Source organism: Rhizobium sp. 42MFCr.1 (assembly GCF_000377185.1).
Lineage (GTDB): Bacteria > Pseudomonadota > Alphaproteobacteria > Rhizobiales > Rhizobiaceae > Rhizobium > Rhizobium altiplani.
In genome coordinates, this window is record NZ_KB897832.1 from 92,908 (window position 1) to 118,223 (window position 25,316).

General features: G+C 60.8%; 26 protein-coding genes. 10 read left to right on the plus strand and 16 right to left on the minus strand.

The window, feature by feature from the left end; all coding sequences use genetic code 11:
- Positions 1–12: 12 nt before the first annotated feature.
- A complete protein-coding gene (gene yihA / locus C934_RS0116205; RefSeq protein WP_018857704.1) occupies positions 13–672 on the plus strand; it encodes a ribosome biogenesis GTP-binding protein YihA/YsxC in 660 nt (219 codons plus the stop codon).
- 52 nt (positions 673–724) lie between these two features.
- Here the strand turns inward: yihA and C934_RS0116210 are convergent, their stop codons facing one another.
- The 3 genes from C934_RS0116210 to C934_RS0116220 all read right to left on the minus strand — a co-directional run bounded on the left by C934_RS0116210 (position 725) and on the right by C934_RS0116220 (position 2,662).
- Complete coding sequence (locus C934_RS0116210; protein ID WP_018857705.1) at positions 725–1,282, minus strand: fasciclin domain-containing protein; 558 nt, start codon at positions 1,280–1,282, stop codon at positions 725–727.
- A gap of 124 nt (positions 1,283–1,406) precedes the next feature.
- Positions 1,407–2,126 (minus strand): anti-sigma factor, encoded by a 720-nt coding sequence (locus C934_RS0116215; RefSeq protein WP_018857706.1) that lies wholly within the window; start codon positions 2,124–2,126, stop codon positions 1,407–1,409.
- Positions 2,123–2,662, minus strand: a complete 540-nt coding sequence (locus tag C934_RS0116220; RefSeq protein WP_018857707.1) for a sigma-70 family RNA polymerase sigma factor — start codon at positions 2,660–2,662, stop codon at positions 2,123–2,125. The genes C934_RS0116215 and C934_RS0116220 overlap by 4 nt, the downstream gene beginning before the upstream one ends.
- A 134-nt stretch (positions 2,663–2,796) precedes the next feature.
- Between C934_RS0116220 and argB the strand changes: the two genes are divergently transcribed.
- Entirely contained in the window at positions 2,797–3,684 is an 888-nt protein-coding gene (gene argB, locus C934_RS0116225) for an acetylglutamate kinase (protein ID WP_018857708.1), read from the plus strand.
- A 33-nt stretch (positions 3,685–3,717) separates the two neighbouring features.
- Here the strand turns inward: argB and C934_RS0116230 are convergent, their stop codons facing one another.
- The gene (locus tag C934_RS0116230) at positions 3,718–4,491 is read right to left on the minus strand and encodes an isocitrate lyase/PEP mutase family protein (protein ID WP_018857709.1); all 774 of its coding nucleotides are present in this window, start codon (positions 4,489–4,491) and stop codon (positions 3,718–3,720) included.
- On the minus strand, positions 4,488–5,567 hold the full coding sequence (locus C934_RS0116235) for a bifunctional transcriptional activator/DNA repair enzyme AdaA (protein ID WP_018857710.1): 1,080 nt from the start codon (positions 5,565–5,567) through the stop codon (positions 4,488–4,490). The genes C934_RS0116230 and C934_RS0116235 overlap by 4 nt, the downstream gene beginning before the upstream one ends.
- A gap of 101 nt (positions 5,568–5,668) precedes the next feature.
- On the opposite strand from C934_RS0116235, the gene C934_RS0116240 reads away from it, so the two are divergent.
- Together C934_RS0116240 and C934_RS0116245 are read left to right on the plus strand one after the other, a co-directional pair.
- The gene (locus C934_RS0116240) at positions 5,669–6,376 is read left to right on the plus strand and encodes a pyrimidine 5'-nucleotidase (RefSeq protein ID WP_018857711.1); all 708 of its coding nucleotides are present in this window, start codon (positions 5,669–5,671) and stop codon (positions 6,374–6,376) included.
- Between the two features lie 109 nt (positions 6,377–6,485).
- A complete protein-coding gene (locus C934_RS0116245) occupies positions 6,486–7,109 on the plus strand; it encodes an EF-hand domain-containing protein (RefSeq protein ID WP_018857712.1) in 624 nt (207 codons plus the stop codon).
- A 49-nt stretch (positions 7,110–7,158) separates the two neighbouring features.
- On the opposite strand, the gene C934_RS0116250 is transcribed toward C934_RS0116245, so the two are convergent.
- The gene (locus tag C934_RS0116250) at positions 7,159–8,025 is read right to left on the minus strand and encodes an LOG family protein (RefSeq protein WP_018857713.1); all 867 of its coding nucleotides are present in this window, start codon (positions 8,023–8,025) and stop codon (positions 7,159–7,161) included.
- 181 nt (positions 8,026–8,206) lie between these two features.
- On the opposite strand from C934_RS0116250, the gene dapD reads away from it, so the two are divergent.
- The 3 genes from dapD to C934_RS0116265 all read left to right on the plus strand — a co-directional run bounded on the left by dapD (position 8,207) and on the right by C934_RS0116265 (position 11,004).
- Positions 8,207–9,067 carry a 2,3,4,5-tetrahydropyridine-2,6-dicarboxylate N-succinyltransferase gene (gene dapD / locus C934_RS0116255; RefSeq protein ID WP_018857714.1) on the plus strand — a complete coding sequence of 287 codons (861 nt, stop codon included), beginning with the start codon at positions 8,207–8,209 and terminating at the stop codon, positions 9,065–9,067.
- 160 nt (positions 9,068–9,227) lie between these two features.
- The gene (gene dapE, locus C934_RS0116260) at positions 9,228–10,421 is read left to right on the plus strand and encodes a succinyl-diaminopimelate desuccinylase (protein WP_018857715.1); all 1,194 of its coding nucleotides are present in this window, start codon (positions 9,228–9,230) and stop codon (positions 10,419–10,421) included.
- Positions 10,408–11,004 carry a hypothetical protein gene (locus tag C934_RS0116265; RefSeq protein ID WP_018857716.1) on the plus strand — a complete coding sequence of 199 codons (597 nt, stop codon included), beginning with the start codon at positions 10,408–10,410 and terminating at the stop codon, positions 11,002–11,004. The genes dapE and C934_RS0116265 overlap by 14 nt, the downstream gene beginning before the upstream one ends.
- Before the next feature lie 21 nt (positions 11,005–11,025).
- Here the strand turns inward: C934_RS0116265 and truA are convergent, their stop codons facing one another.
- The 4 genes from truA to C934_RS0116285 form a co-directional block, all read right to left on the minus strand.
- Positions 11,026–11,817: a tRNA pseudouridine(38-40) synthase TruA gene (gene truA / locus C934_RS0116270; protein ID WP_018857717.1), complete on the minus strand. Its 792-nt coding sequence runs from the start codon at positions 11,815–11,817 to the stop codon at positions 11,026–11,028.
- The gene (gene fmt / locus C934_RS0116275) at positions 11,817–12,752 is read right to left on the minus strand and encodes a methionyl-tRNA formyltransferase (protein WP_018857718.1); all 936 of its coding nucleotides are present in this window, start codon (positions 12,750–12,752) and stop codon (positions 11,817–11,819) included. Before fmt ends, truA begins: the two co-directional genes overlap by 1 nt.
- 124 nt (positions 12,753–12,876) lie before the next feature.
- On the minus strand, positions 12,877–13,395 hold the full coding sequence (def, locus tag C934_RS0116280) for a peptide deformylase (protein ID WP_025658739.1): 519 nt from the start codon (positions 13,393–13,395) through the stop codon (positions 12,877–12,879).
- Between the two features lie 97 nt (positions 13,396–13,492).
- Positions 13,493–14,989, minus strand: a complete 1,497-nt coding sequence (locus tag C934_RS0116285) for a globin-coupled sensor protein (protein ID WP_018857720.1) — start codon at positions 14,987–14,989, stop codon at positions 13,493–13,495.
- A gap of 195 nt (positions 14,990–15,184) precedes the next feature.
- Between C934_RS0116285 and C934_RS0116290 the strand changes: the two genes are divergently transcribed.
- The 3 genes from C934_RS0116290 (at position 15,185) to C934_RS0116305 (ending at position 19,918) form a co-directional block, all read left to right on the plus strand.
- Positions 15,185–16,411: a DNA recombination protein RmuC gene (locus C934_RS0116290; RefSeq protein WP_018857721.1), complete on the plus strand. Its 1,227-nt coding sequence runs from the start codon at positions 15,185–15,187 to the stop codon at positions 16,409–16,411.
- A 48-nt stretch (positions 16,412–16,459) separates the two neighbouring features.
- On the plus strand, positions 16,460–17,359 hold the full coding sequence (locus C934_RS0116295) for a ribokinase (protein ID WP_018857722.1): 900 nt from the start codon (positions 16,460–16,462) through the stop codon (positions 17,357–17,359).
- A gap of 219 nt (positions 17,360–17,578) precedes the next feature.
- Positions 17,579–19,918, plus strand: a complete 2,340-nt coding sequence (locus C934_RS0116305) for a methyl-accepting chemotaxis protein (RefSeq protein ID WP_018857724.1) — start codon at positions 17,579–17,581, stop codon at positions 19,916–19,918.
- A gap of 88 nt (positions 19,919–20,006) precedes the next feature.
- On the opposite strand, the gene ptsN is transcribed toward C934_RS0116305, so the two are convergent.
- From ptsN to lptC, 6 genes are all read right to left on the minus strand, one after another.
- Positions 20,007–20,471 (minus strand): PTS IIA-like nitrogen regulatory protein PtsN, encoded by a 465-nt coding sequence (gene ptsN, locus C934_RS0116310; RefSeq protein WP_007529605.1) that lies wholly within the window; start codon positions 20,469–20,471, stop codon positions 20,007–20,009.
- Between the two features lie 63 nt (positions 20,472–20,534).
- Positions 20,535–21,110, minus strand: a complete 576-nt coding sequence (hpf, locus tag C934_RS0116315; protein WP_025658734.1) for a ribosome hibernation-promoting factor, HPF/YfiA family — start codon at positions 21,108–21,110, stop codon at positions 20,535–20,537.
- Positions 21,111–21,362: 252 nt separating this feature from the next.
- Positions 21,363–22,922, minus strand: coding sequence for an RNA polymerase factor sigma-54 (gene rpoN, locus C934_RS0116320; protein ID WP_018857726.1), 1,560 nt, complete (start codon positions 22,920–22,922; stop codon positions 21,363–21,365).
- Positions 22,923–23,078: 156 nt separating this feature from the next.
- Positions 23,079–23,861, minus strand: a complete 783-nt coding sequence (lptB, locus tag C934_RS0116325) for an LPS export ABC transporter ATP-binding protein (RefSeq protein WP_018857727.1) — start codon at positions 23,859–23,861, stop codon at positions 23,079–23,081.
- A gap of 39 nt (positions 23,862–23,900) precedes the next feature.
- A complete protein-coding gene (locus tag C934_RS0116330) occupies positions 23,901–24,521 on the minus strand; it encodes an LptA/OstA family protein (protein ID WP_026371837.1) in 621 nt (206 codons plus the stop codon).
- Between the two features lie 13 nt (positions 24,522–24,534).
- A complete protein-coding gene (gene lptC / locus C934_RS0116335; protein WP_025658730.1) occupies positions 24,535–25,200 on the minus strand; it encodes an LPS export ABC transporter periplasmic protein LptC in 666 nt (221 codons plus the stop codon).
- Between the last annotated feature and the right edge of the window lie 116 nt (positions 25,201–25,316).

The following is a 25,316-nucleotide window of genomic DNA, read 5'->3' on the forward strand; positions in this document are numbered from 1 at the left end:
GGAAAAGGCCGAATGACCGACAATAAGAACGACAAGCCGCTGTTCGGGCGCCCCTGGACCTTTATCCGCGGTGTTCCCTCCCTGAAATTCCTGCCGCCGGAAGGACCGCTGGAAGTGGCTTTTGCCGGCCGTTCGAACGTTGGCAAGTCTTCTTTGATCAACGCGCTCGTCAGTCACAAGGGGCTGGCGCGCACCTCCAATACGCCAGGCCGGACGCAGGAGCTCAACTACTTCGTGCCGGAAGGCTATTCGGGCGAAAGCGGCGACCTTCCGCCGATGGCTCTGGTCGACATGCCGGGCTACGGCTACGCGCAGGCGCCGAAAGACCAGGTCGACGCCTGGACGAAGCTCGTCTTCGATTACCTGCGCGGCCGCGCGACGTTGAAGCGCGTCTACGTGTTGATCGACAGCCGCCACGGAGTGAAGAAGAACGACGATGAGGTGCTGGATCTACTGGATAAGGCTGCCGTCTCATACCAGATCGTTCTGACCAAGACCGACAAGATCAAACCACCGGCTGTGACCAAGTTGCTCGCGGAGACCGCGGAAAAGATCAAGAAGCGGCCCGCCGCCTATCCGGCCATCATCGCCACGTCCTCGGAAAAGAGCGAGGGTCTCGATGACCTGCGCGAGGCAATCGCGCAAACGGTCGGTATCGCCAACTGGAAATGAAAGAAGACGCCCCGGTGGAACGGGGCGCCTTCTATTGACCGCCTGAACTAATTTACATCTTCGGCAGCAGAACCTTGTCAACGACGTGAATGACGCCGTTGGATTGCTTCACATCGGCTATCGTGACGTGGGCGACGGCGCCGTTTTCATCGGTGATCGTGATCTTGCCCCTGCTTTCCTTGGCCTTCAGCACGCAGCCGCCGACGGTCTTGATGTCGTGTTCGCCGCCGTCGGCCTTGATCATCTTGGCAACGGTCCTGGCCATCGCATCGGCCGCGACGACATGGCAAGTCAGAACCTTGGTCAGCGTTGCCTTGTTTTCAGGCTTCAGCAGCGTGTCGACCGTGCCGGCGGGCAATTCGGCAAAGGCCTGATTGGTGGGAGCGAATACGGTGAAGGGTCCCTTGCTTTCCAGTGTCGACACGAGACCGGCAGCCTTGACGGCAGCAACCAGCGTCGTGTGATCCTTCGAGTTCATCGCATTCTGCACGATGTCTTTCGTCGGATACATCGCAGCACCACCAACAATCGGATTCTTGGCCTCAGCAACGAAAGCAAATGTGGAAACGGCAACGGCAAGCGCACTCAAGCGCAGGGTGGACTTCATCATGACGGTTCTCCTCTAGCATCCGCTTATGAGACCGGCCGAATGCCGGCATTCCCTTGCGGACATGAGGAGCTACGGAAGGCTCGCAGGAAGAGTTTCAGCGCGAACGCAGGTGTGCCGAAAAGTGTTAGCGGCGGTGCGTCGTGCCGCTCGCCACGATCGGGCCCGTGGCCTGGCCTGTCGGAGAGCCGCCAAAGGGCTCGAGGCTGACGGCAAGGGACGCGCCCTCGCCTATGTTGCCGCGCATATCAACCGGTATGACCAGCTCGCCGGTCTGATCCGAAGGAAACACGCCAAGCGACCTTGGTGTGCCGGTTGCCGGAACGAGCCAAAGCTCCAGTGACTTCTCCTGCGGCTTGCCAATAGCTACGGGCACGATCCTCAGCCTTCCGCTCTGCCGCTCATAGGAGGCGAGCAGGTTGACCTGGCTGTTGGCAGCGGTCAGCTCGGCGACGAGCGGTGCCGGTGTTTGAGGCGGCGTAACCGCGACGGTCGCGATTGTCAGTGCACCCGCCGTGATCAGCAGCGAGACGAGCGCAAGACAACGCCAGAAAACGATAGAGCTCCATAGACCGCGCGACGGCACCGCGACAGCTTCCGGCTCACCGAACAAACGTGCTTCGATCTGCTTGAACGTTTCCTGACCGGGGCTGACGACGTCGTAATCGTCGTTGAAAGCGGAAAGGTTGGTCTCCCAGCGGCTGACGATGGCTGCGAACTGCCTGTCGCGGCGCATCCGCTCTTCCACAACCCGCCGATCCTTGAAGGAAAGAACACCAAGAACATACTCACCGGCGAGTACCTCGTCGCGGGAGCGGCCTCCCTTGCTCTGATCCGGCGATGTCATCGTTCCATGCACTCTCTCAGTTTCAAGAGGCTGCGACGCAGCCATGTGCGCATCGTGTTCAAGGGGACGCCAAACTGATCGGCCAGTTCCTGATAGCTCTGCCCTTCGACGTAAGCTTTCTTCACCGCCGTTGCCCGATCAGCTTCCAACTCTTCCATGCAGGTGTCAATCCGCCTTCCCTCATCCTTGATCACAGTCTGTATCTCGGGCGAAGGATCGTCATCCGCGAGGTCGTATGCACTGTCCAGTTCGTCGGCGATTGGCTTGCGCGCGCGCATGATGTCGATTGCCTGGTTACGCGCAATTGCAGCGAGCCAGGAAGACGGTGCCCCCGATCCGGCAGCAAAAACGCCGGCGCGTTGCCAGATCTTGGCGTAGACCTCCTGGGTCGCCTCCTCGGCGTCCGTTCTGTCTCTCAAGATACGCAGGCAGATGGAAAGGAGTTTCGGGCTCGTCTCGCGATAGAGCACAGCGAATGCCTTGCGGTCCCCGATCGCAACGAGGCTTATCAAATGTGCGATTTCGTCGCTGGTCATCCCACGCCTCTAGCCAAAGCGCCGATCTTCTCGAGCGCGGTTGCCAGCACATACGGCAAACTATTGGCCTCTGGATTATTCCATCTGTCAAAAACTTGAGATAAAAGGCCGCGATCAATTCCACGGGGTATCCCATGAACCAGTCCGAAAGCGAAACCCAGGCACGCCTCCTAGCGCAGGCCCTGCCCTTCATGCAGCGTTACGAAAACAAGACGATCGTCGTGAAGTACGGCGGCCATGCCATGGGCAATCCCGAGCTGGGCAAGGCCTTCGCGAGCGACATCGCGCTGCTGAAGCAGTCGGGCGTCAATCCGATTGTCGTCCACGGCGGCGGCCCGCAGATCGGCGCGATGCTGACGAAGATGGGCATCGAATCGAAGTTCGAGGGCGGCCTGCGCGTCACCGACGCCAAGACGGTCGAGATCGTCGAAATGGTTCTCGCCGGCTCGATCAACAAGGAGATCGTCGCGCTCATCAACCAGACGGGCGAATGGGCGATCGGCCTTTGCGGCAAGGACGGCAACATGGTCTTTGCCGAAAAGGCGCAGAAGAAGGTCAAGGATCCGGACTCGAACATCGAGCGCGTGCTCGACCTCGGCTTCGTCGGCGAGGTGGTCGAAGTCGACCGCACGCTGCTTGATCTGCTTGCCCGCTCCGAGATGATCCCGGTCATCGCACCGGTCGCGCCCGGCCGCGACGGCGCAACCTACAACATCAACGCCGACACTTTTGCCGGCGCGATCGCCGGGGCGCTGAGTGCAACCCGTCTGCTCTTCCTGACGGACGTCCCCGGTGTTCTCGACAAGCAGGGCAATCTGATCAAGGAACTGTCCGTTGCCCAGGCGCACGCGCTGATCGCCGACGGCACGATCTCCGGCGGCATGATCCCGAAGGTCGAGACCTGCATCGATGCGATCAAGGCCGGCGTCCAGGGTGTCGTCATCCTGAACGGCAAGACCGCGCATTCCGTGCTGCTCGAGATCTTCACCGAGCACGGCGCGGGAACGCTGATCGTTCCCTGAGCCGCGGCTCTGCGCTTTTCCGGGAGTTGTGCTTTAGCCTGCGGCGGCATAGACCGCCGTGGCTGCCTCTTTCAGCTTCTCCATCATCATCCGATAGGGTCCTGGCCCATAGCTGACGCGGCTGACGCCAAGCCTCGCCAGCGTCTTAACATCGGGAGCGCCCGGTCGCATCATGATGTTGACCGGCAAGTCCGAGGCGGTTGAGATTTTCTCGATCAGGCCCTCATCGATTAGCCAAGGCACGAAGAAGCCGTTGGCACCGGCAGCGGCGTAAGCCTTGCCACGCTCGATCGCTGCATCGACCAGTCCTGCGTGCTTTGAGAGATCACCTTCGCGCAGAAACAGATCGGTGCGGGCGTTGATGAAGAAGGTAATGCCACGGCGATCCGCCATCTCGCGAATGGCGCGGATGCGGGCGGCCTGCTTCTCAACCGGGTGCAAGCCTTCACCGCCGACCACCTGATCTTCGAAATTGATGCCGATGGCGCCGGCGTCGATCAGCTTTTCGACATTGGCGGCGGCACCGGCCGGTTCCGTCGAATAGGCGCCCTCGAAATCGACCGAGAGCGGCAGGTCATTCACCGTGGTGATCGACCGCGTGGTGGCAACCAGCGCTTCGAGCGGAATCTTTTCACCATCCCCATAACCCTGCGCGGCGGCGACTGACCAGCTTCCCGTCGCAAGAGCCTTGGCGCCGGCCTCGGTCACGGCCTTCGCCGTTCCGGCGTCCCATATGTTGTAAAGGACGACAGGGTTGCCCTTCTGATGCAGCGCACCGAATGCCTTTGCCTTCTCGGCCTGATTCATTGGATCTCCTCCACAAACAATCCCTTGGTCTTCATCTCATCTTCGTGCCGCAAAAGCCATTGCTTGCGCCAGAGCCCGCCGCCGTAGCCGGTCAGAGATCCGTCGGCGCCAATCAGGCGATGGCACGGGATGACGATTGCCATCTGGTTCGCGCCATTGGCGCGCCCGACGGCCCGCACCATCTGCGGGTTCTCCATGTCACGCGCAATATCACCATAAGCGCGTGTCTCGCCGACGGGTATCTCCATCAGCTTCGACCAGACCTGACGTTCGAAGGCTGTGCCGAAGCCCAGCGCAAGCGGCGTCCGGAACGCAGCAGACCGGCCATCGAAATAGTCCTTCACCTCAGTATCGATCTGATCGATCGCAGGTGTGCGGCCGGCCGCAACCGAGGAGCGCGTCTTGCGCTGCAGCTTATCCAGTTCGGCCGGCAGCGCCTTGCGGTCGTGGAATTCAAGGAGATGCAGATGTGTCTGGTCCGCGACCGCCACCATGGGCCCGAGAGGCGTTTCGAACCAATCGGCAAACAGGAGATCACGCTTCTGCGACATGACAGGCGCCTTGCCGATCAGCCGCTGGAATGCGGCGCGAAAGCCGCTGCCGGACTCATACCCAGCCTCAATCTGAGCATCGATGACACGAGCGCCATTCGCCAGTTGCTTCGCCGCCTCGCCAAGACGGCGATAGCGGGCGATATCGAGGAACGTCACGCCTGTTGATCGCTTGAAAGCCCGCCGCACGGTCGAGGGGTCGTAGCCGCGCGCGATAAGATCGTCCTCCGTCCATCGCGCTGCCGGATTGTTGTCGAGTGCCTCGAGGAGTTCGTCAACAATCGGCTCCCTGTCCGCCTCTTCCAATGGCCGGCACCGCTGGCACGGCCGAAATCCGGATTGCATGCAGGTGGCGATGGAATCGTAGAAGAGGGTATTTTCTCGCTTCGGCTTGCGAGCCGGGCAGGTCAGCCGGCAGAAAATGCCGGTTGTCTTGACGCAAACGTAAGCGCGGCCCTCATAGGCAGGGCTTCGGGCAATCAGCGCGTCGTAGAGCGCATCGTCATTGGGCAGATCGAAGAGCATGAGGCGTTCTAACATCCCTTGCCGGCTGCGTCCGCCGCAAATCGGGCGTCTATTTTTTCTTGCCGATTTCCTTGCGCGGCAAGCCGTGCCATAACGCCCCCATGACCAAGATAGATCGCACGCCGACCAAGGCGGACTTCTCGCATGTGACCGAGTGGGTTTTCGACCTCGACAACACGCTCTACCCGCATCACGTCAACCTGTTCGCGCAGATCGACAAGAACATGACGGCCTACGTCTCGACTTTGCTGCAGATGGAGCGGGACGAAGCCCGCAAGCTGCAGAAGCAATACTATCTCGATCATGGCACGACGCTGCAGGGACTGATGATCCACCACGGCATCGATCCGAACGACTTCCTAGAGAAGGCACATGCGATCGATTACTCCAGCCTGACGGCGCAGCCCGAACTGGGCGCGGCCATCAAGGCCCTGCCGGGTCGGAAATTCATCTTCACCAATGGAAGCGTCAAGCATGCCGAGATGGCGGCGGGCGCGCTGGGCATCCTCGAGCATTTCGACGACATCTTCGACATCGTGGCGGCGGACTTCGTGCCGAAGCCGGCGCAGGCGACCTACGACAAGTTCGCAGCGTTGAAGCGGGTGGAGACCGGCAAGGCGGCGATGTTCGAAGACCTGCCGCGCAATCTCAAGGTTCCAAAGACCCTTGGCATGCAGACAGTGTTGCTGGTGCCAAACAATCTCGAAGACACGGTTGTCGAATGGTGGGAAAAGACCAGCGGCGAGGACGATCATATCGACTTCGTGACCGACGATCTCACTGATTTTCTTGCGAAGATTACCGGTTAGGTTACGAAAGTTTTATCCAGCTTACCGATCTTTAATTGGGCGTTTTGCCACACCAGCCCTACCCTCTCATCTGTAATCCGATTGCGATTGCATATTGAAAGGAGCTGAAATGTCTCGGAACAAGCTGATACTGGCCGCACTCTCCTCCGTCTTGATCGTTGGTGCCGCAGGCACCAGTTTTGCAGCATCTCACGACAAGAAGCCTCATCGGCCTCGCCCGCAGCACAGCATGGGCATGATGATGGGCCCGCGCATGGGCGCGATCCGCGAAGTCATCTTCGTTCGCATGCTGAAGCAGTTCGACACCAACAAGGACGGCCAGATCTCCAAGCAGGAAGCCAAGGACGGCATGGAGGCAATCTTCGTCGCGATCGACACCGACAAGGACGGCTCGCTGACGCCAGGGGAAATCCGCAAGCACCGCGAAGCCATGATGGCCAAGATGAAGGCACCTGCGGATGATACCGCGGATGACGATGCAATGCCGATGGCACCGCCGGCCGATGCCGACAGCGCCCAGCCAGCACCACCGCAGGCCACCCCTGAAGGCCGCGGCATGCGTGGCGGAATGATGCGAGGCATGATGATGATGCAGCGCTTCGATACCGACGAGAACGGCCAGATTTCCAAGCAGGAAGCCGAAGCCGCCTTCGACAAGTTCTTCACCTGGATGGATCGCAACAAGGACGGGGTAATCTCGCTCGACGATATGCCGGATCGTCCATTCCCGTAAGTTTGGACTTACCGATCGATCGCAAGGCCCGTCGTTCTAGCGGGCCTTTCTATTCGTGGTGTTCGTAGAAGTCCTCGATAATCTTCCAGGCGGCATCCGCGGTGTCGACGAAGCTGATCAGATCGACGTCGTCAGGCGCGATCGTGCCGAACTCGGCCAGTGCCTCGAAATTGATGATGCTGCGCCAGAACTTCTCTCCGAACAGGATGAGCGGCATCTTCTCCATGCGGCCTGTCTGAATCAGCGTCAGGCACTCAAAGAATTCGTCCAGCGTGCCGAAACCACCGGGAAAGACCGCAATCGCCTTGGCGCGCACCATGAAGTGCATCTTGCGGATGGCGAAGTAGTGAAAGTTGAAGCTGAGCTCCGGCGTGACGTAGACGTTCGGCGCCTGCTCGTGCGGCAAAACGATATTGAGACCGATCGACGGCGCGCCTTCATCGGCGGCACCACGATTGCCGGCCTCCATGACACCAGGCCCGCCACCGGTGACAATAACGTATTCGTGGAAATCGAAGCTCGCCGAATACTTCGAGCAGAGCCGCGCAAACTTGCGTGCCTCGTCGTAGTAGACGGACGCGGCCTCGAGATTGGCCCGCTGCACCTCGTTGCGCGCCGCCCATGCGCTCTGGCCGGGAGCAGGAATACGGGCGCCACCAAACATCACCACCGTTGACTTGATGCCGCGCTCGGCGAGCAACATCTCCACCTTCAGCAGTTCGAGCTGCAGCCGGATCGGCCGCAACTCCTCGCGGCACAAAAAATCCTCGTCGACATAGGCAAGACGATAGGCCGGTGACAGGGTCTGCGGCGTCTTTGGGACGGACTCGGCGCGATGCTTGTCGACCGCACTCGTCTTGAGCGGGGCCCATACGCCATCCTTGCGCCGCAGTCTGCCGTTTCGTGCCTTTGCCATGCCTAATGCCTTTCAATACCGCCGGCTTTCAGAGCCGGTATGTCGTCCCGAGGCGTTGAAACGCCGCGGGAAAAATCATTCCATTTTACCCGTTCATGCGATAGAGCAGATCGCACCCTGCCAATCACAATTCCGGAGGCTTCGGTCTCCAACGATAAAGATCGAAGTTTAAGGAATTCCCATGAGCGCCAGCGACCTTTCCTCCCTCGAAAAGACCATCGAAGCCGCCTTCGACAACCGCGACAATGTGAATACGTCGACGAAGGGCGAAGTCCGCGACGCCGTCGAAACAGCGCTCGAACTCCTCGATGGCGGCAAGGCACGCGTTGCCGAGCGTGGCAACGACGGCGTCTGGAAGGTCAATCAATGGCTGAAGAAGGCCGTCCTCCTCTCGTTCCGCCTGAACGACATGGAAGTCGTCAAGGGCGGTTCGGGCAACTCGACCTGGTGGGACAAGGTGCCATCCAAGTTCGAAGGCTGGGGTGAAAACCAGTATCGCGCTGCCGGCTTCCGCGCCGTGCCGAACTGCGTCGTGCGTCGCTCCGCCTACATCGCCAAGAACGTCGTGCTGATGCCGTCCTTCGTCAACCTCGGCGCCTTCGTCGACGAAGGCACGATGGTCGATACCTGGGCGACCGTCGGTTCCTGCGCTCAGATCGGCAAGCATGTGCACCTCTCCGGCGGCGTCGGCATTGGCGGCGTTCTTGAGCCGATGCAGGCCGGCCCAACGATCATCGAGGACAACTGCTTCATCGGCGCGCGTTCGGAAGTCGTCGAAGGCTGCATCATCCGCGAGGGCTCGGTCCTCGGCATGGGCGTTTATATCGGCAAGTCGACCAAGATCGTCGATCGCGCCACCGGCGAAGTGATGTACGGCGAAGTGCCGCCCTACTCCGTCGTCGTTGCAGGCTCGATGCCGTCGGGCAATGCCACCATGGCCAACGGCCAGCCGGCGCCGCACCTCTACTGCGCCGTCATCGTCAAGCGCGTCGACGAAAAGACCCGCTCGAAGACCGGCATCAACGAACTGCTTCGCGACTGATCAAGTCTTGAGGTTCCGGCGATCTACGCGTCTGAAACGATGGGTGCCTCCGAAACGCTGACGGTCGGACTTGATCCGGCAAAATGAACGGCACATTTCAACAAGGCGGTACCGCCGCCTTGCCTTTTCTTTGCCACTACCGCTGGATAGTTCCACTCCCATGACCGCTACCGATCCCGTTGCCAATCTTCAGACTCTGATTCGCTGCCCGTCCGTCACGCCCGCTGAAGGCGGCGCGCTTTCGGCGCTCGAGGCAATGCTGTCGCCGCTTGGCTTCAAGGTGGATAAGGTGAAGGCGACCGAGCCGGGAACGCCCGATATCGAGAACCTCTATGCGCGGCTCGGCGGCGAAGGCCCGCACCTGATGTTTGCCGGGCATACCGACGTCGTGCCGGTTGGCGACGAAGCCGCCTGGACGCATCCGCCCTTCGCCGCCGAGATTGCGGACGGCGAACTCTTCGGACGCGGCGCTGTCGACATGAAGGGCGGGGTCGCCTGCTTTGTCGCGGCCATTGCCCGCTATATCGAAAAGCATGGCGCACCGAAGGGCTCGGTCTCATTCCTGATCACCGGCGATGAGGAGGGCCCGGCGATCAACGGCACGATCAAGCTGCTGCAATGGGCGGCCGAGCGCGGCGAGCGCTGGGATGCCTGCCTCGTCGGCGAGCCGACCAATCCGGACAAGCTCGGCGACATGATCAAGATCGGCCGCCGTGGCTCGCTCTCCGGCAAAATCACCGTGCATGGCGTCCAGGGCCATGCCGCTTACCCGCATCTTGCCGACAATGCGGTGCGCGGCATCCTGCAACTCACGCAAGCGCTGATGGACCCACCTTTCGACGCTGGCACCGACAATTTCCAGCCGTCCAACCTGGAAGTGACGACCATCGACGTCGGCAATCCGGCGACGAACGTCGTACCCGCCAAGGCAACGGCGAGCTTCAACATTCGCTTCAACGACACGTGGACCGCCGCGAGCCTGCAACAGGAGATCCTGCGCCGCCTCGATGCCGCGGCAGCGGAAGGCGTGCTGCGCCCCGGCCGTGCGCCGCTCAAATACGATATCGTCTGGGCCGAGCGCCCGAGCCACGTCTTCCTGACCCGCAACAACGCGCTGATCGCCTCGCTGTCTTCGGCCGTCGAAAGCGTCACCGGCCAGTCCCCGAAGCTCTCCACGACGGGCGGCACGTCGGACGCCCGCTTCATCAAGGATTACTGCCCGGTCGTCGAGTTCGGCCTTGTCGGCCAGACGATGCACATGGTCGATGAACGCGTCGCAATTTCCGACCTCGAGCGACTCACGGTAATCTATGAAACCTTCATCGAGCGCTGGTTCGCTAATGCCGGGCTTTAGGGAAGTTCAGTACTATCTTGCCGGGATCTGGCTGCTGATCCACATGGATCCGCGCGGCTTTCGCTTCCTCGACATGTCGGATCGCGGCGTCAACCGCTCGTTCTGGGCGATCTTCTGGTGCCTGCCGCCAATGGGCATCTCGTGGCTATGGTGGCGCCAGGCCTTCCTGCAAACGATGCCGCCGCATACCGACGTCGGCGCACTCTTCTATTTCAGACTCGGGCTCGTCGAGGCCGCCAATTGGTTCGTGCCGCTGGTCTTTGCAGGCTTGCTGCTGCTGGCCTTCAAGAAGGGCGAGCGTTTTGGGCCTGTTATCGTCAGCGTTAATTGGCTCGGCGTGCCGCTGTCCTACGTCAATGGGATGCTGCTCGCGCTCGTCTTCTTCCTGCCACAGCTGGTTGGCCTCGTCTCGGTGCTGCTGCTGGCCTTCATGCTTGCGCAGGTCTTTGCGATCGCACGCATCCTGAGGATGATCTTTTACGGCCAAGGCCTGATGGTCGGGGCACTCACGCTGGTGCTGCTCGTGCCATCACTGATGCTGTCGGAATACCTGCAGCGCTTTCTCGGCATTTATCCCGTCTGATCAGCGAAAAAATCAGAAGTCCTAGCCGTCGTCGCCTTCCACCGGCGGGCGCCGGTCGACGATGACGTCGGGATAGTCCACCTGCATGAAATAGAGTCCATCCGGCGGCGCGACCGGGCCACAGGCCTTGCGGTCTCGCGCATCCAACGCGGCGCGGACGTCGGCCGGCGTCCATTTGCCCTCCCCCGCGAGCTTGAGTGTTCCCGCGAAAGAACGGATCTGGTTGTGCAGGAAGCTTTGGGCCGTAGCACGAATCTCGATCAGTTCGCCGTTTCTCGTCACGTCCAGCCGATCAAGTGTTCGAATCGGACTGTTGGCCTGGCAATGTGCGGAGCGGAAGGTGGAGAAATCGTGCTTGCCGACGAGCGTCTGCGCCGCCGCATGCATGACCTCATGGTCAAGCGCTTTTGGGACCCACCATGCCTTCCCGGCCTCCAGCGCCAACGGCGCCTGGCGGCTGATGATGCGATAAAGATAATGGCGCCGCAGCGCCGAGAACCGTGCGTCGAAGAACTCGCTCGCCGCTCCCACGCTGACGATCGCGACCCGCTCCCCGGCCATCTTGAGGTGGGCGTTCAGCGCATTCTGCAATTTGAAGGCCGACCACTCCCTGGCGAGATCGGCATGGATGACCTGGCCCATTGCATGAACGCCGGAATCGGTGCGCCCCGCGCCGCGGATCGACACCGTCTCACCGCTTGCCGACAGAATCGCCTTCTCGATCGCCCCTTGGACAGACGGTCCGTTCTCCTGCCGCTGCCAGCCAACGTAAGGACCACCGTCATATTCAACGATCATGCGGTAACGATGCATCAGGGAAGCCTCGTGCCCGATGGAAGCGGTGTCCCGCGCAGGAAATCAGCGGCCGGCAACGGCTTGCCACCGGCTTTCTGCAGTCTGGTCAGGCGAACGGCGCCGGTTCCACAGGCAACGACCAGATCATCGGTCAGCAACTCGCCAGCGCTGCCGCGGCCTTGTGCGATTTCCGAGGCCAGCACCTTGACGCGCTCAGGCTTGCCGCCGATTGCCACTTCGAACCACGCGCCCGGAAACGGCGCCAGACCGCGAATGTGATTATGGATGTCAGTGGCGTCCCGCGAGAAGTCGATCCGCGTCTCGCCCTTGTCGATCTTGGCGGCGTAGAGCACACCGTCCGACGGCTGCGGCGTCAAGGGAAGATCGCCCATCTCGAGCTTGACCATTGCCTCAGCCATTGCCCTGGCCCCGACATGCATCAGCTTGTCGTGCAATTCCCCGGCCGTGGTGTCGGGGCCGATCTCGACTTCACCGGTGAGAGCCACCGGGCCGGTATCGAGCCCCTTGTCCATCTTCATCACCATCATGCCGGTCTTTTCGTCGCCGGCCATGATCGCCCGCTGAATCGGAGCAGCACCCCGCCACCGGGGCAGGAGTGAGGCATGACCATTGTAGCAGCCGTGGCGCGTGCCGGTCAGAATCGCCTCCGGCAATAGCAGTCCATAGGCAACCACAACAGCGACATCTGCATCATGCGCCCTGAAGCGCTCGCGCTCTTCCGGATCCTTGAAATTCACCGGCGTAAAGACGGGAATGCCGAGCAGCTCAGCCGCCTGGTGCACCGGCGACTTCTGCAGGTCCAACCCGCGCCGTCCGCCCGGCCGTGGCGGCTGCGTGTAGACGGCAAGAATCGTGTGACCCGCGTCGATCAGCGCTCGCAGGGTCGGGACGGAGAATTCGGGCGTGCCCATGAAGATGATGCGAAGCGACATTTCTATCCCGCCATGTTTCCGGTCAGACATCTTCAAACGGGCTTGCGAGCTTCAGATCAAGCCCCTTCAGGCATCCGGCCCGCGAAATCGCCTGTCCAGCAAGGCTGCGTCAGCAAAGGTCCGGTTAGAGCGCCTTCGCCGACTTCGCCGCCTTTGTGAACTTCTTGATCACCATGTCCCGCTTCAGGCGAGAAATGTGGTCGATGAAGAGTACGCCGTTCAGGTGGTCAATCTCGTGCTGCAGGCAGGTCGCGAGCAGGCCGTCGGCTTGCACCGTCTGCTCCTTGCCATCACGGTCGAGATATTTGACGGTGACGGTCGCCGGGCGTTCGACTTCGGCATAATAGTCAGGGATCGAAAGGCATCCCTCCTCATATACCGAACGCTCGTCTGTCGATGCCACGACCTCCGGATTGACGAATACGAGGGGCTGCTTCTCTTCGCCCTCGCGGGAAACGTCGATGACCAGCATGCGGCGCGGCACGCCGATCTGGATGGCAGCAAGGCCGATACCGGGCGCGTCGTACATGGTTTCAAGCATGTCGTCGGCAAGTCGCTGAAGATCGGCGTCAACGCGCTCGATCGGCTTGGAAACCTGACGAAGCAGCGGATCGGGGAGAATGATGAGTGGCTTGATGGTCATGGCGTTCCCATAACGCATCTTTTTCCAGGATGGAATTATCCGGTGGGCTGGCGGAGCGCTTTTTTACGCCCCAGCCCGGAATTTCGCCGCATTCCCGTCATGCGGCGCGGCGTGTCGTGGTCATCGAACGTTGCTCGACGCCGGTACGGAAGCGCTGCAGCAGTGCAACCAGATTGTCGACTTCGCCGCGCAGGCGCCGCGTCTCGGCAGAGGTGTTCTCGACCATTCCCGAGTTCTGCTGCGTGATCGTGTCCATGTTGCGGATGGCGACACTGACCTCGTTGACCCCGGTTGCCTGATCGCGCGCGGCCGCGGCGATATCGGCAACGAAGCTGTTGATGATATCGATGCGGTTGATCATGTCGTTCAGCGCCTCGCCGGTGCTGCTGACGATGTCCACTCCTTCGTTCACCTGGACCGAGCTTTCCGAAATCAGGTTCTTGATCTCCTTGGCGGCGTCGGCGGTGCGCTGCGCCAGTTGGCGGACCTCTTGCGCCACGACGGCAAAGCCCTTGCCCGCTTCGCCGGCACGCGCAGCCTCCACGCCGGCGTTCAACGCCAGCAGGTTCGTCTGGAAAGCAATCTCGTCGATGACGCCGATGATCTTGGCGATCTCGGTCGAGGATTTTTCGATGCCGGCCATCGCGGAAACGGCGCTGGTGACGAGTTCGCCGGAGTTCTTGGCCTTCTGCTGCGTCTCACGGACCGCACCGGATGCCTTTTCGGCGTTTGCGGCAGTCTGTCCGACACTGACCGAAAGCTGTTGCAGCGCCGCCGAGCTTTCCTCGACGCCAGCTGCCTGCTGGGCCGTCCGCAAAGCAAGGTCATCGGAGGCCTTGGCGATCACGTCCGTACCCCTCAGGATCTCGCCCGAGGTTGCCCGCACCGAGCCAAAGGACGCGCGAAGAGCGGCGACGGCGCGGTTATAGTCGTCGGCCATGGCTTTGAAATTACCGGGGAGATCTGGCGGCAGCGTGGCCTCGAGATCGCCGTTCGACAGCGCCTCCAGACCGCGGCGAAGATGATCGAGCGCAACGGCCTGATCCTGCTCGGCCTTTACGCGCTCTTCTTCCAGCTTGCGTCGCTTCTCTTCGAGCGCTTCCAGATAGACCGAGATCGAATAGTCCATATCGAGCATCGCGGCCTTGATGACCGCTGAAAGCTTCTCGGCCAGCACCTTGCCCTGTTGCCTGGCGAACATGGAGGGCCACTGCTTGGCCATCAGGCCCTTCACGAGTTCGCTCATCAGCAGCGCGTAGCCACCGATATACCAGCGAGGCTCGAGGCCAATACGGGCATGGGTCTTGCCCACCGTGACCACGCCTTTGACGTAGGTTTCGTCGAAGTTGCCGCCAGCCAGATTGGCCCAGTGGTCTTCCTGGCGCTTCTTGGCATGTCCCATATGCGCTTTATCGGCAAAGAAACTTGCGACCTCAGACGTCCTTGCCAGCTTCGCGTAAAACTTGTCGAGAGCGCCGCCGAGCAACTCCGAGATTGCCGGGCGCATCTCACGCAGCGCCGCGCGGGCTCCGTCGTCCAGCTCGATGAAATCGAGGCGTTGCTTGAGCGTGCTGTCGGACTGCTGGCTGGTCATGATCTCTCTGCTTTGTAATTGATGCAAAAGGGAATTTGACCTGACCTTTTACGCAATATGGTTGAGCAAAGGTTAAATGAACTTGTGATTTGTCAACTGTCGTTTGTTCCCTCTACGAGCCAATCCTTTGGGAAGGCTTGCGAGTTGTTCACGTTTTGATCTAGCCATCCCACACGAGTTTGTTATGGTGGCGAAATGAACACCAGCTCTGAGTCGTTTCTCCTCGCCCTTTCCCGTATCAGTCCTGCCACGCTGGCGCTCGCCGGAGGCGCGATCGCGGCTCTGGTCTTGTTGCTGATCCTCCTTCTCGTCCGCAGCGGGCAGGTGCGGCGCGAGCAGGCCGAGGTAGCGAGCCTCCGTGCCGCCGAGACGGATGCTCGAATGGCCGAACTTCTGAAAATCCAGGCGGAAATGCACGGGCGCATGTCGACAATGGCCGAAGTGTTCGGCTCGAGGCAGTCCGAGCTGAACCAGGCGATCAACCAGCGTCTCGATGGTATGTCGCAGCGCGTCAGTTCGACGATCAGCGAGCAGACCAAATCGACGCACGAGAACCTGCAGCGGCTGCAGGAGCGTCTCGCCGTCATCGATGCCGCCCAGAACAACATCCAGACACTGGCGAAAGATGTCGTCGGTTTGCAGGCGATCCTCTCCAACAAGCAGACACGCGGCGCTTTCGGCCAATCGCGCATGGAGACGATTGTCGCCGACGGCCTTCCGATGGGGGCCTATGCCTTCCAACAGACGCTTTCCAATGGCTCGCGCCCGGACTGCACCATTCGCATGCCCAACGGCGCACCACCGCTTGTGGTCGACGCGAAGTTCCCGCTTGAAGCCTGGAACGCGATCCGGGACGCCGGCGGACCTGACGGAGCCAAGGTCGCCTCGCAGCAGTTCCGCCGCGACATGGAAACGCACATCCGCGATATCTCCGAGAAATATCTGATCCAGGGCGAGACGCAGGACACGGCCTTCATGTTCGTGCCGTCGGAATCGATCTTCGCGGAGATCCACGAGAATTTCGAAGCGATCGTGCAGAAGGCGCACCGGTCGCGCATCGTCATCGTGTCGCCTTCGCTGCTGATGCTCTCCATCCAGGTTATTCAGGCAGTCCTGAAAGATCAGCGGATGCGGGCCCAGGCACACGTCATCCAGGGCGAAGTCGCGAACCTGATGGACGATCTCGGCCGTCTCGACGAGCGTGTTCGCAAGCTGCAGAGCCATTTTTCCATGACGCAAAGAGATGTCGACCAGATCCTCACCTCCACCGATAAGCTCACCAAGCGCGGCGCGAAAATCGAAGCTCTGGAGTTCGAGGGCGGCGACAACAGCAAGGCCGCGGCGCGGGACGGTGATGGCGCGCCAAAATCCGTCGACAGCCGCAGCGGGCTTCTGAAGCTCAGAGTGGTTGACGACGAGTAAGCCCTTCAGGCAGTGTCGCGCTCAAGAAAAGCATTGGACGGGACACTCATGATCACAGTCTTCGGCTCCATCAACATGGACCTCATCGCCACCACCGCGCGCTTGCCGAAGCCCGGCGAAACGGTTGCCGGCAACGGCTTCTCAACGGCAGCAGGCGGCAAGGGCGCCAATCAGGCACTTGCGGCGCGACGCGCCGGCCGAACCGTTCACATGGCGGGAGCCGTCGGCCGCGACGCCTTTGCGGAGCCGGCGGTTGCTCTCTTGAAGGACGCCGGCACTGGACTTGAAACCGTCAAGCAGGTCGACGAGCCGACCGGAACCGCACTGATCCTCGTCGGCGGTGACGGCGAGAACATGATTGCCGTTGTGCCTGGCGCAAACGGCACGATGACGCCGGCCGATGCCGACGTCGCGATCGACGCGATGAAGGAGGGCGACATCCTGATGCTGCAGCTCGAGGTGCCCGTTCCGGCCGTCGAGCGGGCGCTGGCCGCGGCGCGCGCCAAGAGCGTCACGTCCATCCTCAACCTGGCCCCACTGATCGAAGACGCTCCACGCCTCGGCCGCCTTGCCGACATCGTGATCGCGAACGAAACCGAGTTCGAGCGTCTTGCCGGCCAGGAAAACATGGGCACGGCGGATCGCGAGGCCGCGCTGAAACGACTCAATGCGGAGACGGGGCAAACCCTGATCGTGACGCTCGGCGCAGACGGCGTCATCGCAATCCGCGACGGCGTCATCTCCCGTGCGAAGGGATTGAAGATCGAGCCTGTCGATACGGTCGGTGCCGGCGACACGTTCTGCGGCTATTTCGCCGCGAGCCTGGACGAAGGCCTAGATTTCGAGGCATCGCTGCGGCGGGCCGCCGTCGCAGGATCGCTCGCCTGCCTCAAGCAAGGCGCTCAGCCATCGATCCCATCAAGCGCCGAAGTCGCAAACGAGCTATAGGGCAATTCGCCCCGCGACATATCGGGGCGGTTTGCCGTATGCAGCGTCTGTTTTCATTAGATTTCATTCAAATTTAATAGGTTTCCGGCGATGTTCCAGCCATCGCCGGCCTTCGCCAAGGGGTCGGCTTCTGTCACGGCTGCTCCATGAGGGGGCGACGCCTTCGTCCCTGTGCCGATGAATGCCCCGTACGGCACATCCTTGCTTCCCGAGGAATCCATGTTCATCTTTCGCATGAAATCGCTTGCAGCCAAGCTTATCCTCATTACGGGCGTTGCCATCGCCCTCGTCCTCCTCATTTCCAACTTCTTCCTCATCGGCGAGACGCGCAACCGCGTGCGGACCCTCACCATGGACCAAGCTAATCTCGAGGCGAAGGCTATCGCCAACGAGGTTGCCTCATCCGTCGGCGAGCTGGCAGGGGCCGCGCGCTCGATGGCCGGCACGATCGGTCATGGTCAGGAGGGCAAATATCTCGACCGCAAGGCCGTTCTGGACATGCTGAAGGCAAACGTCGAGCGCAACCAGTTTGCCTTCGGCAGCTGGTTTGCCGAAGAGCCGAACGCCTTCGACGGCCAGTCGCCGTCCATGGCCGGCAAGGCCGAATTCGGCGCGGCCAAGGATGGCACATTCAACCCGTACTGGACGAAGAGCAAGGACGGCGGCTTCAGCTTCTCCACCTTCGATTCCGACTATAAGGCTGCCTGGTACGCGCTCGCCGCAGAAAGCAAGAAGGGCGCGCTGTCGCCGCCTTATGCCGAGACGACGACCGGCGAGAATACCGCGATGACGTCCATTGCCTATCCGGTGTTCTCGGGTGGCAAGATGATCGGCGTCAGCGGCGTCGACATCTCCCTCAAATCGCTCCGCGATAAGCTTTCGACGCTCCACCCCTTCGGCTCTGGCCGCGTTACGCTGCTCTCGCAGACCGGCAAATGGATTGTCTCGCCGATTCCCGAGCTTTCCATGAAGGACTATGACGGCGAAGGCACAGATGCCGTGAAGAGCGCGCTTTCGACGCTACAGCCAGCCGTCGTCAAGGACCTGAGCTACGATAGCTACGAGCCCTTCGACCGCGTCGTCTATCCCTTTGCCCTGCCCGACGTGAACACGACCTGGGTCATCCTCGTCGACGTCCCGCACTCGGCCATCAACGCGCCTGTTCAAGATCAAACCTCCATGATGGTTGTCGCCGGCATTCTCGTGCTCGCAGCCGTCATGATTGCCCTCTACCTAGCCGTCCGTTCCCTCGTCCAGCGTCCGATCGGCGGTCTCGTCGCCAGCGTCAAGGCACTCAGCGACGGCAAGTACGAGCAGCCGGTAGCCGGTCAGGATCGCGCTGACGAGATCGGCGCCGTGGCCAAGGCTCTTGAGGGCTTCCGCTTCGCACTCGCCGACACGCAGCGTCTTGAGGCCGAGGCAAACAACCAGCGCGATGCAGCCGAAACCGAGCGTGGCCGCTCGGAAGCCGAGCGGCATCAGTCGATCACGCTGCAGCGTCATATCGTGTCGATCGTCGGCTCCGGCCTGTCCGAATTGTCCCAGGGCAACCTCGGCCATCGCATCACCGAGGACTTCCCGGGCGAATACGCCAAGCTGAAGCAGGACTTCAACGCGGCTCTCGAAAGCCTCGAGGAAACCATCAACACGATGAACCTCAGCGTCGTGAACATCGGCTCCGGTACAAGCGAAATCAGCGGCAGCGCCTCCGACCTCGCCAAGCGTACGGAACAGCAGGCAGCAAGCCTGGAAGAAACGGCAGCCGCGCTCAACGAGCTCACCGCACAGGTCAACTCCAGCGCCGAAAACGCCCGCACGGCGGCTGATAACGTCAACCTCGCCTGCGAGGATGCCGAAAAGTCAGGCGAAGTGGTGCGCAAGGCAATTGCTTCGATGCAGGGCATCGAGCAGTCCTCCACCGAGGTCTCGCGCATCATCGGCGTCATCGACGAGATCGCCTTCCAGACCAACCTGCTGGCCCTGAATGCCGGCGTTGAAGCCGCACGCGCCGGCGAAGCCGGCAAGGGCTTTGCCGTCGTCGCGCAGGAAGTCCGCGAGCTGGCCCAGCGTTCCGCGAACGCCGCCAAGGAGATCAAGACGCTCATCAACACTTCGGCCGTACAGGTCAAGGAAGGCGTCGATCTGGTCGGCCGCGCCGGCGATACGCTGCACAAGATCTCCGAGCAGGTCATGGGCATCAACGGCCTTATCCGCCAGATCTCCGCATCGGCCAGTGAACAGGCGATCGGACTGAAGGAGATCAACCAGGCCATGAACCAGATGGACCAGGTTACCCAGCAGAACGCAGCCATGGTCGAGGAGACGACGGCAGCCAGCATCACGCTGAACGACGAGGCCCAGACGCTGAAGCAACTCGTGACACGCTTCCGCGTATCCGGCATGAGCCACGCTTCCGCACTACGCTCGACGGCTCAGCAGATGCGCGCGCCGACTGCTGCACCGACGTATCGCCAAGCTGCAGCACCGGCACCGCGCCGCGCAGTTCCGCAGACTCAGGGCTCGGCAGCGCTCGCTCAGGACAACTGGGAAGAGTTCTAAGCCGAACTCGACGGCTTGAATGAAGAAAGGCGCCTGAGCAATCAGGCACTGAGCAATCAGGCGCCTTTTTTACTGGCATGTTGAATGCTCAGGCTGCGTTCGAGGTCTGCTCCTCATTGAGGAACGCATAGATCGCCGAGGCGGAGTCGGTCGCACGCAGCTTGGCGACGAGATCGTGGTCGCGCAGCACGCGGGCGATGCGCGAGAGGGCCTTGAGGTGATCAGCGCCAGCGCCTTCCGGTGCGAGGAGCAGGAACACCAGATCCACGGGTTGATCGTCCAGGGCCTCGAAATCGACGGGCTGATCGAGACGCGCGAAGATGCCGACGATGGAATGGACGCTTGCCAACTTACCGTGCGGAATAGCGATCCCGTTACCGACGCCGGTCGAGCCAAGGCGTTCGCGCTGCAGGACAACATCGAAAATTTCCCGCTCCGAAAGCCCTGTGACTTTCGACGCCTTTGCAGCCAATTCCTGGAGGAGCTGTTTCTTGGAATTTACCCTAAGGGCGGGAATGATCGCATTTTGCTGCAGCAAATCTGCCAAAGCCATTTTATTTTCCTTCTGCGCCAAGAGAGGAGAGCGGCAGCCTAACTGCCGCCCTTCGCCTTGATCTCAGCTTTTGATACTGGCTGCATCGATCCAGCCAATGTTACCGTCGTGCCGACGATAAACGATGTTCAGTTGTTCCTTGCCTGGACTGCGGAATAGCAGCAGCGGCTCATCCGTCATGTCGAGCGCCATCACGGCGGTCGCGACAGACATTGTTTTTAGTTGCTTGGTGCTTTCGGCGACGATCGCCGGCGCGAAGTCATCCGGGATCTCGTCTTCGTGGTCCGACATGCCATCCATGACGGTGTAGGCAACTTCCGCAGAACCATTCTGGTGATTTCCGGCGTAGTGATCCTTCAGCTTGCGCTTGTAGCGGCGAAGGCGCTTCTCGATCCGCTCGGAAGCGGCATCGAAGGCCAACTGCGGGTCCATCGCCTCTCCGGCGGCATGCAATACAACTCCGCTATCGAGATGAAGCTTGCAGTCGGCGGAAAAACGGGCGTTGGCCTTATGCACGATCACTTGACCAGAATACCCTCCGTCGAAGTATTTCGTGACGGCGACACCGATTTGGTCCTCGATCCGCTGACGGAACGAGTCACCAATTTCCATATGTTTACCGGATACACGCACACTCATGGAGTTTCCCTTCTTACAGTGTTTGCGGGTACCAGTTTACGCCAAGGCTCACCCTCATCCAAGCACTTCGCGCGATCCCAAGCAAGATCGGCCGAAGTTGCCGGCTTCAGGCGCCCTGAGGATGATGGGGATAACTTCCAACGCTGCCCACAGCGCCAATTGCGGCGCGCTTCTAGCCAGAAGTTACCAAAATGTCAACAGACGCATGAATTAGAATTTATAAATACACGTATCGGTAGCTCCAGGCAGCAATCAAAAACCCGCAACCTTGGCCAAAGCGCGCTTCTCCCGCCGGCGCTGGACCGAGGATGCGATGTTCATCGCTTCCCGGTATTTAGCCACCGTGCGACGGGCCAGGTCGATGCCGCCCTTCTTGAGAATAACCACGATATCGTCGTCGGAAAGCACGGATTCCGGGCTTTCCTGCGAAATCAGCGTCCGGATCTTGTGGCGTACGGCCTCGGCCGAATGGCTGTCACCGCCTTCGACGGCGCTGATCGAAACGCTGAAGAAATACTTGAGCTCGAAGAGCCCCCGCGGCGTCAGCATGTACTTGTTGGATGTGACGCGGCTGACGGTGGATTCGTGCATCTTGATGGCGTCGGCCACCGTCTTGAGGTTGAGCGGCCGCAGGTGATCGACCCCATGCATCAGGAAGGCGTCCTGCTGCCGAACGATCTCACTCGCCACCTTCATGATCGTCTTGGCGCGCTGGTCGAGGCTCCGGGTCAGCCAGTTGGCGGTCTGCAGGCATTCCGACAGAAACGCGTGATCCTCACCACTCTTGGTGACTTTTGAAAAATACGCCTGGTTGACCAGAACGCGCGGCAACGTGTCGGGATTGAGCTCGATCAGCCAGCCGCCGTCGGAGCCTGCCCGCACGACGACGTCAGGCATGATCGCTTCCGACATTCCGGTTTCGAAGCCGGCACCTGGCTTGGGATTGAGCTGCCGGATCTCGCCCAGCATGTCGAGCAGATCTTCCTCGTCCACGCCACACAGCCGCTTCAGCGTCGCGAAGTCACGCCGGGCCAGGAGCTCGAGATTGCTGACCAGCGCCTGCATGGCAGGGTCAAAGCGGTCTTTCTGCCGAAGCTGGATCGCCAGGCACTCCGCCAGATTGCGGGCGAATACACCGGGCGGATCGAGCGCCTGCAAGGCGGCGATTACACGCTCGACATCGTCGACCCCCGCGCCCAGCCTGTCGGCTGCTTCCGTCGCATCGCCCTGGAGATAGCCTGCCTCATCCAGCTGATCGACGAGATGTTGAGCGATCAGGCGATCGGCCATATCGGGCAGGACAAAGGGCAACTGCTGGGCAAGATGATCGCGAAGCGAGATTTGACCGGCAACGAAATCATCGAGATCGTAACTCTCCGCCCCTTCGCCGCTGCCGGGCATCGACTTCCACTGGCTGATCAGCTCCGGAGCATCGGCGCGCTGCGGGACGCCGTCATCGGGAAACACGTTGGCATAATTGGCGTCGAGTTCGTCGCTGAGGCGGCTTGCCCCACCGCTGTTGCCACTCTCGTACCAATCGCCCGACAAGACCTCGGTTCGGCTATCGTAGCCGTCGTCGGAGGGGTCTTCAGCCTGATGCGCGTAGGCCTCGTCCTCCGCGCCCCCGCGCTCGCTGCCCGATTCCGCATCATTTGACGGAATCTCGAGCAGCGGGTTCTTTTCGACTTCCTGGGCAATAAACTGCGTCAGCTCGAAATGCGTCATCTGCAGCAACTGGATGGACTGCATCAGTTGCGGTGTCATCACCAGCGACTGGTTCTGGCGCAGGAAAAGATTGGCCGACAGTGCCATAGCGGACGCGAAACTCCCGTTCGTCTCCTCCGGGAAACCGCGTCCTGCCACGGGCTCAGGCCACGGAAATCCAAGTTGGCCCAAAAATTGCTTTTTTATTCTATTTGGTCAAGCGGAACTGTCACAGAAGGTGAATTTCCGCGGCGCGAGAGCGCGTCAGAGGCTGAAATTATCGCCGAGGTAAAGGCGCCGCACTTCCGGGTTGTTGACGATGTCGTTGGCACGACCGTGCGTCAGCACTTCGCCGGCATGGATGATATAGGCGCGGTCGATCAGGCCCAACGTCTCGCGCACATTGTGGTCGGTGATCAGCACGCCGATGCCGCGCGCCGTCAGATGATGCACAAGATGCTGAATGTCGGCGACGGAGATCGGATCAACGCCCGCAAACGGCTCATCGAGGAGCATGAAGGTCGGATCGGTCGCCAGCGCGCGGGCAATTTCGAGGCGGCGACGCTCGCCACCGGAAAGCGACACGGCGGCGCTCTTGCGCAGCTTGCGAATGTGAAACTCATCGAGCAGTTCGTCGAGCTTCTTCTCGCGCGCAGCCTTGTCGTTGATGTGCACTTCCAGGACGGCGCGAATATTCTCTTCGACGGTCAACCCCCGAAAGATCGACGCTTCCTGCGGCAGATATCCGACGCCCAGCCGCGAGCGACGGTACATCGGCATCGTCGTGACTTCGTTGCCGTCGATCTCGATCGTACCTTCATCAACGGGCACAAGCCCGGTGATCATATAGAAGCAGGTTGTCTTGCCGGCGCCGTTCGGACCCAGCAGGCCAACGGCCTCGCCGCGTCGAACGACCAGCGACACGCCGTTCACGACACGGCGGGTGCTATAGGTCTTGGTCAGACCGCGCGCAATCAGCGTGCCCTGGTAACGGCTTTTGTCGCCGGCGGGGGCTTCAGCAGCTTGCTGCCCGGACCTGCCGAACATGGTCGATAGCGAGAATAACTTCACGTGGTACGGCCGGGGTCAGTTCTGTTTCTGCGATTTCGGATCAAGCTGAATCTGGACGCGCCCCCCGCAGCTCTCCAGCTGTGCCTGTCCCGTCTCCATGTGCACGGTCAGCTGGCAACCCGTAAAGACGTTGGGCCCATCGGTGAGGACGACCCTGTCACCCTTGAGGATGAAAAGCTGCTTGGCCATGTCGAACGAACCGTTGTCGGCGGTAGCTGTCTGCGTGCCCGAAGTCAGGTACACCTTGTCCGTCACCACGATGTGATCGATATCGGCGTTTCCGGATGAAATCGATGCCGAAGCATTCTTGGTGTCGGCGGCCTTGGCGTCGGCGGCAGGCGCGTTCGCGTCGCCGGCCTTCGGCTTGTAGTAGACCGTCATGTGGCCGGCCTGCAGCGTCGTCTTGCCCTGCACGACCTTCACATTGCCAGTGAAATCGGCCGTGTGCTCCTTATCGTGGATCTCCAGCTTGTCGCTCTCGATCTGGATCGGTTCGTCACTGCTGAGCTTCAGCCCATCCATCTGACTGGTTGTTGCCTGCGCCAGGGCGCCTCCGGTCAACACAAGCAGCGCAACCGCGCCACTCAGAAATACTGCTCCCGCCTTGCGGGTAGAAATGCGACAAGCGTTTGTCATGGTGACCCGGCTGTTAAGTGCCCTGTTTGTGAATAGCTGAGGGATCGACGTTCATGCGTACATTTCCCTCGAATGTGATCGTCTGCCCCTTATCCGTCATCTTGACCGACTGCGCAACAATAGAGGCACCATCTTTCTGAATGCTTACGGGATCCTCGCTGGTGAGCTTCCCGCCCTTGATGTCGACCTTGGCGCTCTGGAAGTTGGCCGTCAGCCCATTGCTCAAAAGGATGGCAAAGGGAGATTTGACATCGAGATTGTCAGTCGCACGATCGTAATCTGCGGCCGTCGCCTCGACGCGGGCGATCAGATCGTCCTTCATCGGGACGGCCGCCTTGATATTCTCAAGCGTCATCAGGTTGGGATTCTTGATATCCTGAAGCGCGCGTTCCGCCAGCATGGAATAGTTGATGCCATCCGAGTTGCGGCCGGAGATGGCGGGCTTTTCCATCACCACCTTGCCATTCTCGATCTTGGCGCCCTCGATCTTGATGTTCTCCGGCAGGTAGGTGCGGATCACGGATACACCAATGAAGATCAGCGACACCACAACGGCCGCGATCGGAAGAATGACCTTCAGGCGGCGCACCCGTGCCGAATGGAAGCGCGCAGCGACATAGGCGCTTCGCTCCGGCGTCACATAGTCAGCCTGTCCCGTGGTGTTCAAAGTATTGAGCATAACCTGGTCCGTGTAGGTGATGGAGCAGCGTATATAAGCATTCTCGCGCTCGATCACAGTTCGTTTCGCATTATTACACTGACTTGCCAATATGGATTTTTTTCTGCAACAAGCAA

Excerpts from the sequence above, each read along its gene's own strand:
- yihA (WP_018857704.1), top strand. The coding sequence starts at position 13 with ATGACCGACAATAAGAACGACAAGCCGCTGTTCGGGCGCCCCTGGACC.
- C934_RS0116210 (WP_018857705.1), bottom strand. The coding sequence starts at position 1,282 with ATGATGAAGTCCACCCTGCGCTTGAGTGCGCTTGCCGTTGCCGTTTCC.
- C934_RS0116215 (WP_018857706.1), bottom strand. The coding sequence starts at position 2,126 with ATGACATCGCCGGATCAGAGCAAGGGAGGCCGCTCCCGCGACGAGGTA.
- C934_RS0116220 (WP_018857707.1), bottom strand. The coding sequence starts at position 2,662 with ATGACCAGCGACGAAATCGCACATTTGATAAGCCTCGTTGCGATCGGG.
- argB (WP_018857708.1), top strand. The coding sequence starts at position 2,797 with ATGAACCAGTCCGAAAGCGAAACCCAGGCACGCCTCCTAGCGCAGGCC.
- C934_RS0116230 (WP_018857709.1), bottom strand. The coding sequence starts at position 4,491 with ATGAATCAGGCCGAGAAGGCAAAGGCATTCGGTGCGCTGCATCAGAAG.
- C934_RS0116235 (WP_018857710.1), bottom strand. The coding sequence starts at position 5,567 with ATGCTCTTCGATCTGCCCAATGACGATGCGCTCTACGACGCGCTGATT.
- C934_RS0116240 (WP_018857711.1), top strand. The coding sequence starts at position 5,669 with ATGACCAAGATAGATCGCACGCCGACCAAGGCGGACTTCTCGCATGTG.
- C934_RS0116245 (WP_018857712.1), top strand. The coding sequence starts at position 6,486 with ATGTCTCGGAACAAGCTGATACTGGCCGCACTCTCCTCCGTCTTGATC.
- C934_RS0116250 (WP_018857713.1), bottom strand. The coding sequence starts at position 8,025 with ATGGCAAAGGCACGAAACGGCAGACTGCGGCGCAAGGATGGCGTATGG.
- dapD (WP_018857714.1), top strand. The coding sequence starts at position 8,207 with ATGAGCGCCAGCGACCTTTCCTCCCTCGAAAAGACCATCGAAGCCGCC.
- dapE (WP_018857715.1), top strand. The coding sequence starts at position 9,228 with ATGACCGCTACCGATCCCGTTGCCAATCTTCAGACTCTGATTCGCTGC.
- C934_RS0116265 (WP_018857716.1), top strand. The coding sequence starts at position 10,408 with ATGCCGGGCTTTAGGGAAGTTCAGTACTATCTTGCCGGGATCTGGCTG.
- truA (WP_018857717.1), bottom strand. The coding sequence starts at position 11,817 with ATGCATCGTTACCGCATGATCGTTGAATATGACGGTGGTCCTTACGTT.
- fmt (WP_018857718.1), bottom strand. The coding sequence starts at position 12,752 with ATGTCGCTTCGCATCATCTTCATGGGCACGCCCGAATTCTCCGTCCCG.
- def (WP_025658739.1), bottom strand. The coding sequence starts at position 13,395 with ATGACCATCAAGCCACTCATCATTCTCCCCGATCCGCTGCTTCGTCAG.
- C934_RS0116285 (WP_018857720.1), bottom strand. The coding sequence starts at position 14,989 with ATGACCAGCCAGCAGTCCGACAGCACGCTCAAGCAACGCCTCGATTTC.
- C934_RS0116290 (WP_018857721.1), top strand. The coding sequence starts at position 15,185 with ATGAACACCAGCTCTGAGTCGTTTCTCCTCGCCCTTTCCCGTATCAGT.
- C934_RS0116295 (WP_018857722.1), top strand. The coding sequence starts at position 16,460 with ATGATCACAGTCTTCGGCTCCATCAACATGGACCTCATCGCCACCACC.
- C934_RS0116305 (WP_018857724.1), top strand. The coding sequence starts at position 17,579 with ATGTTCATCTTTCGCATGAAATCGCTTGCAGCCAAGCTTATCCTCATT.
- ptsN (WP_007529605.1), bottom strand. The coding sequence starts at position 20,471 with ATGGCTTTGGCAGATTTGCTGCAGCAAAATGCGATCATTCCCGCCCTT.
- hpf (WP_025658734.1), bottom strand. The coding sequence starts at position 21,110 with ATGAGTGTGCGTGTATCCGGTAAACATATGGAAATTGGTGACTCGTTC.
- rpoN (WP_018857726.1), bottom strand. The coding sequence starts at position 22,922 with ATGGCACTGTCGGCCAATCTTTTCCTGCGCCAGAACCAGTCGCTGGTG.
- lptB (WP_018857727.1), bottom strand. The coding sequence starts at position 23,861 with ATGTTCGGCAGGTCCGGGCAGCAAGCTGCTGAAGCCCCCGCCGGCGAC.
- C934_RS0116330 (WP_026371837.1), bottom strand. The coding sequence starts at position 24,521 with ATGACAAACGCTTGTCGCATTTCTACCCGCAAGGCGGGAGCAGTATTT.
- lptC (WP_025658730.1), bottom strand. The coding sequence starts at position 25,200 with ATGCTCAATACTTTGAACACCACGGGACAGGCTGACTATGTGACGCCG.